Origin of the sequence: Kitasatospora arboriphila (genome assembly GCF_039528095.1) — a bacterium.
Lineage (GTDB): Bacteria > Actinomycetota > Actinomycetes > Streptomycetales > Streptomycetaceae > Kitasatospora > Kitasatospora arboriphila.
Window position 1 is genome coordinate 17,398 of the sequence record NZ_BAAALD010000064.1, and the last position, 14,311, is coordinate 31,708.

Below are 14,311 nucleotides of genomic sequence, written 5' to 3' on the forward strand. Positions count from 1 at the left end.
GCGCCGTTTCGGCCCGCGATATTTCGGTCGGCAACGAACCCTCCGGCCGGTACCGTGCGCGGCATGGAGCAGACACTCACCGACGCCGCCGCGCCGCTCGACGGACGCGCCCTCGGCGCGGCCGCCACCACCGTCGTGCTGTGGGCCTCCGCCTTCGTCGTCATCCGCGACGCCGGCACCTCCTTCGGCCCCGGGGCACTCGCCCTCGGCCGGCTCGCCGTCGGCGCGATCGCGCTGATCGTCCTGCTGGCCGCCCGCGGCGAGGGGCTGCCGCCGCGGGCCGCCTGGCCCGGCATCGCCGCCTCCGGAGTGCTCTGGTTCGGGTTCTACATGGTGGCGCTCAACTGGGGCGAGCAGCAGGTCGACGCGGGCACCGCCGCGATGGTGGTCAACATCGGCCCGCTGCTCATCGCCCTGCTCGGCGGCTGGCTGCTCAAGGAGGGCTTCCCGCGCGGACTGGTCGCCGGGATCGCGGTCTCCTTCACGGGCGCCGTGGTGACCGGGCTGTCGATGTCCGGCGACGGCGGGCACGGCTCGCTGCTCGGCATCGTGCTCTGCCTGCTGTCCGCCGCGGCGTACGCGGCGGGCGTGGTGCTCCAGAAGCCCGCGCTGCGGCACGCCACTCCCCTGCAGACCACCACCTTCGGCTGCCTGATCGGCGCGGTCGCCTGCCTGCCGTTCGCGCCCGGCCTGGTGCACGACCTCGGCCGGGCCCCGGCCTCCGCCGTCCTCGGCCTGGTCTACCTCGGCCTCTTCCCGACCGCCCTCGCCTTCACCACCTGGGCCTACGCCCTCTCCCGCACCACCGCCGGCCGGATGGGCGCCACCACGTACGCCGTCCCCGCCCTGGTGGTGCTGATGGCCTGGCTCCTCCTCGGCGAACTCCCCGCCCCCCTCGCCCTCGCCGGCGGCGCCCTCTGCCTCACCGGCGTGGCCGTCTCCCGCAGGGCCTGAACCTCGCAGGATCGGGGGAGCCCGATCAGGGGCGCGTGGGGGCACCTGGTCCACCCGCACTCACGACTCCAGGCGGCGGACGCGTTCGTCGTCGGGGGTGCGGGGGCAGGTGGTGCAGGCCTCGTCCGGGCGGACGGCGTAGTAGAGGCAGCAGCCCTGGCGGGTGCGGGTCCAGTGGCGGCGGCCCTCCGTGCCGGGGAGGCAGCGGAAGGCGGCGGCGCCACTGAAGGGCGGGGTGCCGCCGGGCAGCAGGACGGAGGCGGCGGTGACCGCCCGGTCCTCCTCGCCGAGGATCCGGCCGAGGTACCAGAGGGCGGAGACCAGGTCGTCGGTGACCATGCCCCAGAGGGCGTGGGGTCCGCGCCGGACGTACGGCTGGAAGGCGCCGAGCACCGGCCCCGCGTGGGCGGCGACCGCCGTCCGCAGGCCGTCCGGTCCGTGCGGTCCGCCGTCGGGGAGGTCGGCGAGCAGGGCGAGGTCTCCGGTGGACTCCTCGATCCAGAGGGCGGAGGGGGCGATCCGGGCGGCCCGTTCGTCGAGGTACCAGGGCCCGGCGGTGAGCAGGCAGAGCGACCACAGGTAGTGGTGGAGGAGCCGGGACGCGGCGACGTGGGGCCGCGGGGCGGTGCCGTGCGCGGCCTCGATGCGGGCGGCCTCGGCGGCGACGAGGGATTCGGCGCGGGCGGCCAGGGCGTCTCCGGGGCACCAGCGTTCGCGGTCGGCCGGCGGTCTGTCGAGCAGGGTGACCGGCAGTGCCGGGCAGATGTCGACAAGACGCCGAATCGATGCGGGTGGCCCGGCGGCAGAGGCGCGCGCGGCCGTCAGCTGGAGCATCGGAGGACTCCCGTGATCAACTAAGGTATGCCTCACCTTACATGGACCTGACGGGCCGTCGACACACCGACACCCCGACAGATCGGCCGATTTGACGCGATTAGGTACGCCTAACCTAAGGTTCCGTTCCGTGTCCACCGCAGAGCGTCCCGTGGCCGAAGCCCGCACCGCCGCCACCGGCCCCCGGCCGGACCGCGGTTTCCGGGCGCCGCCCCCGGGCACGATCGACCGCACCGGACCGGCCGCCTGACCGCCCGTCGGGGCCCGACCCCGCCGCCCGCCGCCGACACGTGCCCGCCCCGCGCCCCGCGGGCCCCTGCCACCACCCGAGGACGACGCCCATGCGGCTGTACCTGCTCGCCCTGAACCCGACCGATTCGGTCACCGAGGGCTTCCTGCCCGCCGCCGAACGGCTCGGCCTCTCGGTCACCGTGCTCACCGACCAGCCGGACGCCCACCGCGAGGCCTACCGCGGGCTGGCCGCGCCGCCCGAGGTGCTGGGCTGCGAGGTCCGCGACTTCCGCGAGGTCGTCGGCACGGTCTCCCGTCACCACGCCCCGGACGCGGTCTTCAGCAACAGCGACCACCTGCAGACCCAGACCGCCCTGGCGGCCGACTACTTCGGACTGCCGGCCAAGGACTGGCGGGCCACCCTGCGGGCGAAGAACAAGGCGCAGCTCCGCCGTCACCTCGCCGCGGCCGGCCCGGACGCCGTCCGCGCCCTCGAACTCGCCCCGGGGCAGCCGGTGTCCGAGCTCGACCCGCCGTACCCGTGCGTGGTCAAGCCGCGCGAGGGGGTCGCCAGCGAGGACGTCGCCCTGGTCGCCGACGCCGCCGAACTCGCCGCCCACTGCGCCGCGGTGCGCCGGCGGCGGCCGCAGGACGCCCTGGTGGTCGAGGAGTTCCTGGAGGGCGAGCTGCACACCCTGGAGACGCTCGGCGACGGCACCCGCCGCCAGGTGCTCGGCGGGTTCCGCACCCGGCTCTCCCCGCCGCCGCACTTCGTCGAGGAGGCACTGGAGTTCGTCGCCGAGCACCCCGGCCCGGTGGTCGACCAGGTGCTGGCCCAGCTGGACGCCCTCGGGGTGGGGCTCGGCGCCTGCCACACCGAGTTCGTCGTCCAGCCGGACGGCCGGGCCCGCATCATCGAGGTCAACTACCGGGCCATCGGCGACCAGTGCGACCTGATGCTGGCCGAGCTGCTGGACATCCCGTACTTCGAACTCGTGCTCCGCGTCCACCTCGGCGAGGCGCTCCCGGACGACCTGGGCGCCCGCACCGGCACGCACGGCCACAACCGGCCGGTGCTCGCCGACCGGGCCGGCACCCTCACCGCCGCGCCGCCCGCGCAGGAGCACGAGGAGGACGGCGTCCGCCTGGTCTACCGGCCGTTCCGCCCGATCGGCGAGCACCACGAGCACCACCGCACCAACCGGGACTACCTCGGCGTGGTCTGGGCGGTCGGCGCCGACCGCACGGCCGTGGACGCCGCGGTCGACCGGTTCCTCGCCGCCAACCGCTGGGAGATCACCCCGTGACCGCGGCCGTCCGCGCGGACGACCCGGAGGAGCTGCTGACCCGCCGCGTGCTGGGCGCCCTGCACCGCGAGGACGTGCTCGGGCTGCGCTCGGCCGCCGCGCTCGAAGAGCGGCCGGACGGCGTCTGGCTGCGCGGCGGCCGGCTCGCCCTGCCGGTCACCGAGGACGGGTTCCAGAGCCGCTGGACGGCCCGCCGCCCGCTGCTGGAGGTCGACGGCCGCCCGCTGACCGGCCTCGACGAGATCCTCGCCGCGGTCGCCGGCCTCGCCGACCCGCGCGACCGGGACGGCCACACCGCCTTCGCCGAGGAGTGCCGGCAGGCGCTCGCCACCATGCGGCTGCACGACCTGGCCCGGCCGGCCGTCCTCGACGGCCTCGCCGAGCGCCTCGGCCCCGACCCGGCCGACTGGACGGGCCCGGCCGCCTCGCTCGGCTTCGACACCCTCGCCGCCTACCTCGACCACCCGGTGCACCCCGCCGGACGGGGCCGGGCCGGCCTCACCGACGACCAGCTGCGCGGCCACGCACCCGAGTTCCACCCCGCCTTCGAACTGCGCTGGCTGATCCTGCCCGAGGCGGCCATCACCCGGCACGGAGCCGGCACGCTGCCCGGGTGGTGGCCCGCCCCGGCCGACCTCGGCGAGCCCGGCCCGGGTTTCGCCCTGCCCGTCCACCCGCTCACCGCGACACCCGGCCTGGCCGCACCGGTGCCCGGTGCCCGGCTCGCCGAGCGGCCGTACCTGACCGTCCGCCCGACCCTGTCGATGCGCACCGTCGCGGTCGTCGAGGACCCGTCCGTCCACCTCAAACTGCCCGTCGCCACCGCCACCCTGGGCCTGCGCAACCGGCGCACCATCAAGCCCGGCAGCCTGGTCGACGGTGCCGCCGGGCAGCGGCTGCTGGAGGCCGTCACCGCCCGCGAGGCCCGGTTCGCCGGCACCGTGCTGCACGCCGACGAGCAGTGCTTCGCCCACGCCGGCCACGAGCTCCTCGCCGTCCTGCTGCGCCGCCAACCCGCGGGCCTGGACGGGTCGGTGACCGTCCCGCTGGCCGCCCTGCTCGCCCCCTCCCCCGGCGGGCGCACCGTCCTCGACCACCTCGCCGACCGCTTCCACGGCGGCGACGTGCTGCGCCTCTACGACGAGCTGCTGCAGCTGCTGCTCGACTGGCACACCACGCTCTTCTCCTACGGCATCGCCCTGGAGGCGCACCAGCAGAACACCTCGCTGGTGCTGGACCGCCCCGGCGGCCGCACCCGGATGCGGCTGCTGCTCAAGGACGACGACGGCCCCCGCCTCAACACCACCCGCCTCGGCGAACTGGCGCCGTACGCCGAAGCGTTCGACGACGCCCGGATCGCCGGCACGGACGACCGGCCGGTCACCGACCTGTTCACCACCATCACCGGCCACCTGTGCACCGGCGCCCTCGCCTTCGGGCTCGCCGCCCTCGGCCGCGCCCCGCTCGCACGGACCCTCGGACTGCTGCGCACCCGGCTCACCGAGGCCGTCGACCGGCTCGGCCCGGCCGGCGCCCCGCTGCGCACCGCCCTGCTCGACGCCCCGGACCTGCCGGTGAAGGCGATGGTCACCGCCGGCACTCTGCTCAGCAAGGAGCGCTCCGGCGCGGCCGACATCAACAAGCACTACACCACCGGGCCCAACTACCTGCTGGAGGCGCCCAGGTGAGCACACCCGCAGGCGCCCGCCGCCCACACCCGCGAGGGAGCAACCGGATGACCCCACGGCTCGACGCCCGCCACACCTGCGCCCCCACCGGGCTGCCCAGCGCCGACCACGCCGTCGCGCACACCCTGCTCAACTGCCTGCTGCGCGAGGTCTCCGCGCCCGAGCACCAGACCGCCGTCCTGGACGGCCACCTGGTCGTCCGGCTGCCCCGCCGCGGCGCGCTGCTGCGGGTCGCGCTGCGCCGCACCTCGCTCTCCGGCGCGCACCGCTTCACCGGCCCCGTCCTCACCCACACCGCCGACGCCCCGCGGGCGAACAGCCTGCGAGAGGGCGCCTGGCGGGAGCTGGGCTGGCGGGAGCTCGCCGAGCAGGTCGAGGCGGAACTCGGCCACCGCGGCGGCACCGCCAACGACGAGTTCCTCGCCCAACTCGCCTCCAGCCACGCCGGGGTGAGCGCCGCCCTGGCCGACCGCCCGGAGCCCGGGCCGGACCGCTACCTGGAGTCCGAGCAGGCGCTGCTGTTCGGGCACCGCTTCCACCCCGCGCCCAAGGCCCGCTCCGCCGGGCGCACCGCCGACCCGGCCACCTGGACGGCCTACGCGCCCGAGGCCCGGGCGGCCTTCCGGCTGCGCCACCTCGCCGTCCGCGCAGAGCTGCTCGCCGAGGACGCCGCCGACCCCGCCGCGGTCGTCCTGCTCGACGGGCTGCGCGGTTCCGTCCCGGCCGGCTACCGGCTGCTGCCCGCCCACCCGTGGCAGTTCTCGCTGCTGCGCGATCACCCGGCGCTCACCGCCGCGCTCGCCCGCGGCGACGTGCTCGACCTGGGCCCGGGCGGCGCGCCGTTCACCGCCACCGCCTCCGTCCGCACGCTCTACGGCGCCGGCGCCTTCCTCAAGTTCAGCCTCAACGTGCGGATCACCAACTGCCTGCGCAAGAACGCCGCGTACGAGCTGGCCGGCGCCGTCGCGCTCACCCGGCTGCTGGCCGGGCCGTTCGCCGACCTCGCCCGGCGCTTCCCGGACGCCGCCGTGCTGCGCGAACCCGCCTTCCGCACGCTGGCCCTGCCCGGCCCGGACGGCCGCCCCGACACCGCGCTGTACGAGGGCCTCGGCCTGATCGTCCGCGAGGGCCTGGCCGGCGCCGTCCGCCCCGGCCTCACGCCGCTGCTGGCCGCCGCCGTCGCCGACGAGTACCCGACCAGCTCGGCGCAGGTCGCCGCGCTGCTGGACGGCGCCGGCCCGACCGCCGCCCGCGACTGGTGGGCCCGCTACCTGCGGCTGGTCGTCCCGCCGGTGCTCGCCGCCTACTTCGACCACGGCGTGGTGCTGGAACCGCACCTGCAGAACGTGCTGGTCTGCGTGGACGGCGACGGGCGGCCCGGGCAGGTGCTCTTCCGCGACCTGGAGGGCACCAAGCTGCTGCCCGGCCGGCACGGCGCGGCGCTCGCGGGCCTGCCGCCCGAGGTCGCCGGGCCGATGACCTACGACGCCGACCGCGGCTGGGACCGGGTGGTCTACTGCCTGCTGGTCAACCACCTCTCCGAGCTGCTCGCCGCCCTCGCCGACCAGGCCCCGCCGGCCCGGTCCGGCCGGCTGGAGGCCGACCTCTGGGCCGAACTGGGCACCGTGCTGGACGAGTGCGCCGACGCGCACGGCCGCCCGGCCCGGCTCACCGCCCTGCTGGACGGCGCCCCGCTGCCCGCCAAGGCCAATCTGCTGACCCGCTGGGAACGCCTCCCCGACCGGCAGGCCGGCTACGTGCGGCTGCCCTCGCCGCTCGCCCCCGAGGTGCTCGCCGAGGCCGCCCGCAGCGGGGCCGCCCGGTGAACGCCGCCCCGGGCGCCCTGGTCGCCCGCCGCGTCGAGGCGCTCGCCCCGGAGGAGCTGCCCGCCTTCCTGTACGACCTGCCGGCGCTGCGCACCCACGCCGCCGCCGTCCGGGCCGCGCTGCCCGCCCGGGTCGAGCTGTACTACGCCGCGAAGGCCAACCCGGAGCCGGCCCTGCTGACCGCCCTGCGGCCGTACGTGGACGGCTACGAGGTCTCCTCCGGCGGCGAGGCGGCCCACGTCGGGGCCGCGGTGCCGGGCGCGCCGACCGCGTTCGGCGGCCCCGGCAAGACCCCGGCCGAGATCGCCGCCGCACTGGCCGCCGGGGTGCACCGCTGGCACGTGGAGAGCGTCCACGAGCTGCGCCTGCTCGCGGCCTCCGGCGAGGCCGTGGACGTCCTGCTGCGGGCCAACCTGCCGGTGGCCGAGGGCCGCCTCGACGGTGTCGCCCTGGCCATGGGCGGCCGGCCCAGCCCGTTCGGCATGGACCCGGCCGGCGTCGAGGAGTGCCTGCGCCTGCTGGACTCCCCCGGCTCCGGCGGGCTGCGGCTGCGCGGCATCCACGCCCACCTCGCCAGCGGCCTCGACGCCGCGGGCCAACTCGCCCTCACCGAGCGGATCGTGGACTACACCGCCGGCCTCGGCCTGGCCGAGGCCAACGTCGGCGGCGGCATGGCGGTGGACTACGCCGACCCCGGCCGCCGCTTCGACTGGACGGCCTACGGCACCGGCCTGGAGAAGCTGCTCGACCGGCACCCCGGACTGCGGCTGCGGATCGAACCGGGCCGCTCGCTCACCGCCTACTGCGGCTGGTACGCGACCGAGGTGCTGGACCTCAAGCACAGCCACGGCGAGGACTTCGCGGTCGTCCGCGGCGGCACCCACCACCTGCGGACCCCGGCCACCCGGGGCCACGCCCAGCCGTTCGCCGTGCTGCCGTCCGAGCACTGGCCGCACCCGTGGGAGCGGCCGACCGCGGCGGGCCCGGCGGTCACCCTCTCGGGCCAGCTCTGCACGCCGAAGGACGTGCTGGCCGCCCGGGTGCCCGCGGCGGGCCTGCGGGCGGGCGACCGGGTGGTGTTCGCCATGGCCGGCGCCTACGCCTGGAACATCTCCCACCACGAGTTCCTCATGCACCCCCACCCGGGCTTCCACTTCCTGGACGGGTAGCGGTCCCGGGTGCGCCCGGTGGTCCCGGGGCCGCCGCAGGTCGGGGGTGGCCGGGCATGGGAGAGTGGTACCCGGCGAAGGGAGCGTTCGGGTGCTGATGGAGAAGGTGGCGGAGATCCTCGCCGAGGCGTCGGCGGAGGCGGTCGAGCCCCGGTTCCGGGCCCTCGCGGCGGGCGAGGTGCTGGAGAAGGCACCCGGTGAGATCGTCACCGTCGCCGACCGGGAGGCCGAGGTGATCATCTCCCGGCGGCTGCGCGAGCTGCTGCCGGTGCCGGTGGTCGGCGAGGAGGCGGTGGCCGCCGATCCGTCGCTGGCCCGGGCGCTCTCCACCGAGCCGGCGTGCTGGCTGGTGGACCCGGTCGACGGCACCGCGAACTTCGTGGCCGGCCGCCCGGACTTCGCGGTGATGGCCTCGCTCGTCCGGGCCGGCCGTACGGTCGCCTCCTGGATCTACCAGCCGGTCGACGGCGTCTGCTACTCCGCCGAACTCGGCGCCGGCGCCTGGCGGGACGGGCAGCGGATCGTCCGGCAGCCGGCCGCCCCGGAGCCGGCGACGTGGCGCGGCTCGGTGAAGAGCCGCTTCCTCGACCCGGTGCTGCACCACCGACTGCAGACCAATGCCCGGGTGTTCGGCGAGGTGTCCGCCGGCCGGCGGTCGGCGGGCATGGAGTACCCGCAGCTCGCCGACGGCCGGCAGGAGTTCATCCTCTACTGGCGCACCCTGCCGTGGGACCACGCCCCCGGTTCGCTCCTGGTGACGGAGGCCGGCGGCGTGTCCGCGCGGCTCGACGGCAGCGAGTACCGCCCGGAGCCGCCGGGCGGTCTCGACGGGCTGCTGGTCGCCTGCGACCCGGCGGTGTGGGACCGCACCCAGGAGATCCTGCTCGGCGCCGCCGTGCACTGACCCCCGGTGGCCTCCCGTGCTACCAGAGCACCGGGAGGCGCTCCGGCAGCCGCTTGATGAAGCCGGGGCGCCAGGCGAGCTGCTCGACGGGCAGGGCGAGCCGCAGCTCCGGCAGCCGCTGGACCAGCGCGGTCAGTGCGATCCCGGCGTGGGTGCGGCCGAGCGCGGAGGCGGGGCAGAAGTGCCGGCCGGCGCCGAAGGCGAGGTGCGGGTTCTCCGGGCGGTCGAAGTCGATCCGCTCGGGGTGCGGGAAGACCTCCGGGTCGTGGTTGGCGCCCTCGACCAGGACGAGTACCAGTTCGCCCTTCCGGACGAGCACCTCGCCCAGCCGGACGTCGGCCAGGGCGAGCCGGGGCAGCGCGTCGCCGATGGACAGGTTCCAGCGCAGCAGTTCCTCGACCGCGCGGTCGATCACGCCCGGCTCGGTGCGGATCCGCCCGGCGAGCTCCGGCTGCTGCACCAGCATGATGACGGCGTGCAGCAGGAAGGACGAGGTGGAGACCGCTCCGGCGCCGAACAGCGAGAGCGCCACGGTGGCGAGCAGCTCGTCGGGGATCCGGTCGGCGGCGTCCGGCGAGCGGCGCAGTTCGGCGAAGCGGCCGAGCAGGCCCTCGGTGGGCTCCGGGTCGGCGTTGAGCCGGTCGACCATGTAGCCGAGGTCCTTGTACCAGTTGGCGGCCGAACCCTCGAAGGGGGTGGGGCTGGTGAGGAAGGCGACGTCGATGCCGGCCATCAGCCGCCGCCAGTCGTCGGTGGGGATGCCGAGCAGCCTGCAGTGCAGGGCGGCCGAGTAGGGCTCGGTGAAGCCGTCGCGCAGTTCGCCGGGGGCGCCCTGCTCGATCAGCCGGTCGATCAGCCGGTGCGCCTCGGCGGCCAGCCAGGGTGCCAACTCCCGGTCGGCGCGCGGGTTGAGGGTCTTCATGACGGCCTGCCGCAGCCCGGCGCTGTTGATGTTGCCCATGTTGTTGACCACCTCGGGCGGGATGGTCAGGGCGTACTGGCGCGGGACGCCGGGGTTGGCGGTGTCCTTGAGGCTGAACCGCTCGTCCTCCAGCACCTGCCGGGCGAGGTCGAAGCTGCTGACCAGCCAGGCCGGATCGCCGGTCATGGTGCGGACCTTGGCCACCGGGTGCTTCGCGCGGAGGGCGGCCACCTCCTCGGGGACGAGGTCGCCCCGGCGGGAGAGCGGGAAGGTGAACTCGGGCTGTTCGGTGACGGTCATCGGGCTCCTCGCGGTGGCAGGGGTGGGGGTGGTGCGGTGATCGGGGTTCAGGCCGCGCGGCGGTCGGCCGCGGCGTCGGTGGGCCGGACGACCGCGTAGGCCTGGCCGGGGGCCGCGCGCAGCCCGTCGGACCGGCCGAACAGCACGGGGGTGAGCGGCAGTTCGACGTGGTAGCAGGCGACGGAGCTGGGCACGCCGAGCAGGGCCGGGGTGTCCAGGAAGAACGGCAGCTCGGCCGCGATGTAGCGCAGGCCGGCGGCGAGTTGGTCGGCGGTCGGGGCGGCGCCGTCGAGCCGGGCGCGGAGGAAGCCGAGGGCCATCCGCTCGGCGGCCTCGCGGAAGGGCCGGTCGTCCGCCAGGGCGGCCAGCACCTCCGCGTGCAGGCGACGGTACGTCTCGCCGCCGGTGAAGTCGGAGAGGGCGTGGGTGCGGACGCCCGGGCGGCCGGCGTCGGCGGGGCAGCGGCCGGCGAGGCGCCGGGTGGCCTTGACCTCCTTGGCGGCGCGGCGGGCGGCGGCGTCCGGCGGGTAGCCCTGGGCGCCGAACTGGGCGTCCACGTGCAGGTCGGCGTGGACGATGTCCACCGAGTCGAAGAACTCCTTCCCCCAGTGGACGAGTTGGGTGATGCGGCGGGCGCTGAAATAGCTGTTCCCGGGGCTGACGCCGATCAGCAGGTGGTCGCCGCGGGCGAAGACCCGGCGGCACTGCTCGGAGTACGGGAATGCCTGGAATTCGTCGATCGTGGTGCTCAGCAGTGTTTCGCTCATGCCGATTCCTCCGCCGGACGGGGACGGGTGCGGACGGCTCCGGATTCACCGGGCCGGAGGTGCGCGTGCAGGGCGGCCGCACGGGTCCGGCGCCGGGGTGGGGCGCTGCGGACGGGGCCGGGGAGTGGGGGCGGGCAGGCTCAGATCGCCCGCGAGCAGGCCGAAGACGGCACGGCGGAGCCCCCTCGCGCCGCTAGTCCCGGGGAGCCGTGTGCTCCCGGTGTGGCGGCGACCACGAGAAGCTACCGCCGATCTTCACCGGGTCGGCAAGCCCGGCCCGGGAATTGGCGGAATTCCCACCGGGCACGGCTGAAAAGTGCTGGACAAGCGTCACACCGTATGTCCACGGAACGAATGTTCGCCGATTAACAAATCGCCGGAGAAATGGCCAGTGTGTCTTCCTCCGAAAGGAACTGGCCGACCGCCATCAGCCGCTGTGCGATTCCTCCGCCCGGCGCCCGGCCGCCAGGACGGCGGCGAGGACGGCGTCCACGTCCGCGGGTGCGGTGTGCGGGTTCAGCAGGGTGAGCTTCAGGCGGACGCGGCCGGGGCCGTCACCCGGGAGTTCGGTGCGGCCGACGACCGCGCGGCCGGTGCGCAGCAGCTCGCGGCGGAGTTCGGCGTTGAGCCGGTCGAGCCGGGCGGGGTCGGCCGACCGGGGCCGGTGGCGGAAGACCACGGTGGTGAGCACCGGCGGGCAGTGGAGTTCCAGCTCGGGTTCGGCGGCGACGGCCTCGGCCGCGTACCGGGCCAGCCGGTGGCAGGCGTCGACCAGGGCGCCGAGGCCGGAGCGGCCGAGCACGGCGAGGGTGACGGCGAGCTTGAAGGCGTCCGGGCGGCGGGTGGTGCGCAGCGAGAGGCCGAGCAGGCTGGGGTAGCCCGCCTCCTCGTCGTCGGCCGGGTTGAGGTAGACGGCCCGGCGGGCGAGCGGGGCGTAGGTGTCGGCGCGGCGGACGAGGAAGATGCCCGCGGCGGCGGGCTGCCAGCCGAGCTTGTGCCAGTCGAGCGCGAGGGAGTCGGCGCGGCCGATGCCGTCGAGCAGCGGGGCGAGGCGGTCGGAGAGCAGGGCGCCGCCGTCGTACGCGGCGTCGACGTGCAGCCAGGCGCCGTACTGCGCGGCGAGGTCGGCGGCGCGGTGCAGCGGGTCGATCGCGCCGGTGTCCGTGGTGCCGGCGGTGGCGACCACGGCGATCGGGGTCTCGCCGCGGCGGACGGTGTCGGCGAGGGTGTCGGCCAGGGCCCGGCCGTCCATCCGCAGGGTGCGGTCGACGGGGACGGACCGGACGGCCAGTTCGCCGAGGCCGAGGACGGCGGCGGCGCGCTGGACGGAGAAGTGCGCGGCGGCGGAGGCGAGGATCCGCGGGCGGGCCCCGGCGGGGAGGCCGTGCAGTTCGGCGCCGGGGAAGGCGCGGTCGCGGGCGAGCATCAGGCCCATCAGGTTGGACTCGCTGCCGCCCGAGGTGAGGACGCCCGCGGCTGTCGCCGGGAGGCCCGCCAGGGCGGCGAGTTCGGCGAGCAGGGCGGTCTCGAGGGCGGTGGCGGCGGGGGCCTGGTCCCAGGAGTCCTGGGAGGGGTTGAGGGCGCTGACGGCGAGATCCGCGGCGGCGGCGACGGCCAGCGGCGGGCAGTGCAGGTGGGCCGCGCAGGCGGGGTCGGCCGGGTCGGCGGCGTACCCGGCGAGCAGCCGGGTGAGCCGGGCCAGGGCGTCGGGGCCGGGCGGGGCGGCGAGGGCGTCGCGGACGAGTCCGGTGATGACGTCGGGCCGGCCGGCCGGGATCGGGCCGCCGCGGTCCTCGGCCACGGCGGCGAGCGCGGTCAGCACCTCGTCCAGCAGCGGCCGCAGGGCGGCGGGGCCGGCCGGGGGTCTCACGGCTGCGCCCGGGCGGCGGCCTCGACGGCGTCGGCGAGCTGGTCGAGGACGGCGTCGGCCTGTTCGTCGGTGATGGTGAGCGGCGGCAGCAGGCGGAGCACCGCGCCGTGGCGGCCGCCGAGTTCGACGATCAGGCCGCGCTGCAGGCAGGCCTCGCGGACCCGGACGGCGAGCGCCGGGTCGGCGGGCAGGGCGCCGCAGCTGTCGGGGGTGCCGGCCGGGTCGACGAGTTCGACGCCGAGCATCAGGCCGCGGCCGCGGACGTCGCCGATCACCGGGAGGTGGCCCTGCAGGCCGGCGAGCCGGGCGGCCATCCGTGCGCCGACCGTGCGGGAGCGCTCGACCAGGCCCTGCGCGGCGACGTACCGCAGGGTGGCGGCGCCGGCCGCCATGGCGAGGGTGTTGCCGCGGAAGGTGCCGGTGTGCGCGCCGGGCCGCCAGCCGTCGTAGTCCTCGCGGTAGACGACGGCGGCCAGCGGGAGGCTGCCGCCGATGGCCTTGGAGAGGACCATCGCGTCCGGTTCGATGCCGCTGTGCTCCACCGCCCACATGGCGCCGGTGCGGCCGACGCCGGTCTGCACCTCGTCGACGATCAGCGGGATGCCGCGGTCGGCGGTGATCCGGCGCATGGTGCGCAGCCAGTCGTCCGGGGCCGGGACGACTCCGCCCTCGCCCTGGACGGCCTCCAGGATCATCGCGGCGGGGGCGGTGACCCCGCCGGCCGGGTCGTCCAGCAGCCGTTCGGTGTAGGCGGCGGACAGCTCGGCGCCGCGCTCGCCGCCCACGCCGAAGGGGCAGCGGTAGGGGTACGGGTAGGGCAGCCGGGTGACTTCGCCGCCGCCGGGCAGCGGCGCCTTGACGGCGACCGAGCCGGTGACGGCGAGCGCCCCGGCCGTCATGCCGTGGTAGGCGCCGGTGAAGGCGAGGGCGCCGCTGCGGCCGGTGGCGGTCTGCATGAGCTTGAGGGCGGCCTCGACGGCGTCGGTGCCGGCCGGGCCGCAGAAGTGCACCCTGGCGCGGGCGGCGAAGGCGGGCGGCAGCGCCTCGAAGAGGGCGGTGGTGAAGTCGTCCTTCTCGGCGGTGGCGATGTCGAGGAGGTGGAGCGGGGCGCCGCCGTCGAGGGTGCGGCGGATGGCCTCCAGCACGACGGGGTGGTTGTGGCCGAGGACGAGGGTGCCGGCCCCGCTGAGGCAGTCGAGGTAGCGCCGCCCGTCGGCCCCCTCCACGGTCATGCCGTTGGCCCGGACCGGCACGATCGGGAAGGACCGGGCGTAGGTGCGGGCGGCGGACTCGCGGATGCGCTGGCGGCGCAGGATGGCGTCACCGGCCGGGGCGGCGGTGTCGACGGTGGGGCTCACGGACGGGCTCTCCTCGCGAAGTTAGGTAAGCCTAACTTTACCGGCTGGAGCCGGTCCGCCGCCGCAGGATCGGACATTTCCTACCGAAGTCCACCCCGGGCACGGCTCCGCCCTGCCCCAACGAGCCGGCCGCCGAAAGGTCACGGCCCGAGCGGGTGCGACAGCTGCGGCCGCCCGGCGC

The 14,311-nt window shown here is 76.2% G+C and carries 11 protein-coding genes; 6 read left to right on the top strand and 5 right to left on the bottom strand.

The genetic code is table 11. The features are described 5' to 3' along the window. Nucleotides 1-63 precede the first annotated feature (63 nt). On the top strand, nt 64-954 hold the full coding sequence (locus ABD353_RS27205) for a DMT family transporter (protein ID WP_344626318.1): 891 nt from the start codon (nt 64-66) through the stop codon (nt 952-954). 60 nt (nt 955-1,014) lie between these two features. Here the strand turns inward: ABD353_RS27205 and ABD353_RS27210 are convergent, their stop codons facing one another. Beyond that, complete coding sequence (locus ABD353_RS27210; protein ID WP_344626319.1) at nt 1,015-1,788, bottom strand: (2Fe-2S)-binding protein; 774 nt, start codon at nt 1,786-1,788, stop codon at nt 1,015-1,017. A 341-nt stretch (nt 1,789-2,129) separates the two neighbouring features. On the opposite strand from ABD353_RS27210, the gene ABD353_RS27215 reads away from it, so the two are divergent. The 5 genes from ABD353_RS27215 to ABD353_RS27235 all read left to right on the top strand — a co-directional run bounded on the left by ABD353_RS27215 (nt 2,130) and on the right by ABD353_RS27235 (nt 8,913). Beyond that, entirely contained in the window at nt 2,130-3,326 is a 1,197-nt protein-coding gene (locus tag ABD353_RS27215) for an ATP-grasp domain-containing protein (protein ID WP_344626320.1), read from the top strand. Further along, nucleotides 3,323-5,014, top strand: a complete 1,692-nt coding sequence (locus ABD353_RS27220) for an IucA/IucC family protein (RefSeq protein ID WP_344626321.1) — start codon at nt 3,323-3,325, stop codon at nt 5,012-5,014. Before ABD353_RS27215 ends, ABD353_RS27220 begins: the two co-directional genes overlap by 4 nt. A 47-nt stretch (nt 5,015-5,061) precedes the next feature. Then, complete coding sequence (locus tag ABD353_RS27225) at nt 5,062-6,840, top strand: IucA/IucC family protein (protein ID WP_344626322.1); 1,779 nt, start codon at nt 5,062-5,064, stop codon at nt 6,838-6,840. Next, the gene (locus ABD353_RS27230; protein WP_344626323.1) at nt 6,837-8,009 is read left to right on the top strand and encodes a type III PLP-dependent enzyme; all 1,173 of its coding nucleotides are present in this window, start codon (nt 6,837-6,839) and stop codon (nt 8,007-8,009) included. The genes ABD353_RS27225 and ABD353_RS27230 overlap by 4 nt, the downstream gene beginning before the upstream one ends. Nucleotides 8,010-8,106: 97 nt before the next feature. Then, a complete protein-coding gene (locus ABD353_RS27235; protein ID WP_344626342.1) occupies nt 8,107-8,913 on the top strand; it encodes an inositol monophosphatase family protein in 807 nt (268 codons plus the stop codon). Between the two features lie 19 nt (nt 8,914-8,932). Here ABD353_RS27235 and ABD353_RS27240 read toward each other — a convergent pair whose 3' ends face one another. The 4 genes from ABD353_RS27240 to ABD353_RS27255 form a co-directional block, all read right to left on the bottom strand. Then, a complete protein-coding gene (locus ABD353_RS27240; RefSeq protein WP_344626324.1) occupies nt 8,933-10,135 on the bottom strand; it encodes a cytochrome P450 in 1,203 nt (400 codons plus the stop codon). Between the two features lie 47 nt (nt 10,136-10,182). Further along, nucleotides 10,183-10,902 carry a tRNA-dependent cyclodipeptide synthase gene (locus tag ABD353_RS27245; protein WP_344626325.1) on the bottom strand — a complete coding sequence of 240 codons (720 nt, stop codon included), beginning with the start codon at nt 10,900-10,902 and terminating at the stop codon, nt 10,183-10,185. A gap of 427 nt (nt 10,903-11,329) precedes the next feature. Beyond that, the gene (locus tag ABD353_RS27250; protein WP_344626326.1) at nt 11,330-12,772 is read right to left on the bottom strand and encodes a pyridoxal phosphate-dependent decarboxylase family protein; all 1,443 of its coding nucleotides are present in this window, start codon (nt 12,770-12,772) and stop codon (nt 11,330-11,332) included. Further along, nucleotides 12,769-14,130 (bottom strand): diaminobutyrate--2-oxoglutarate transaminase family protein, encoded by a 1,362-nt coding sequence (locus tag ABD353_RS27255; protein ID WP_344626327.1) that lies wholly within the window; start codon nt 14,128-14,130, stop codon nt 12,769-12,771. Before ABD353_RS27255 ends, ABD353_RS27250 begins: the two co-directional genes overlap by 4 nt. Nucleotides 14,131-14,311: the final 181 nt, after the last annotated feature.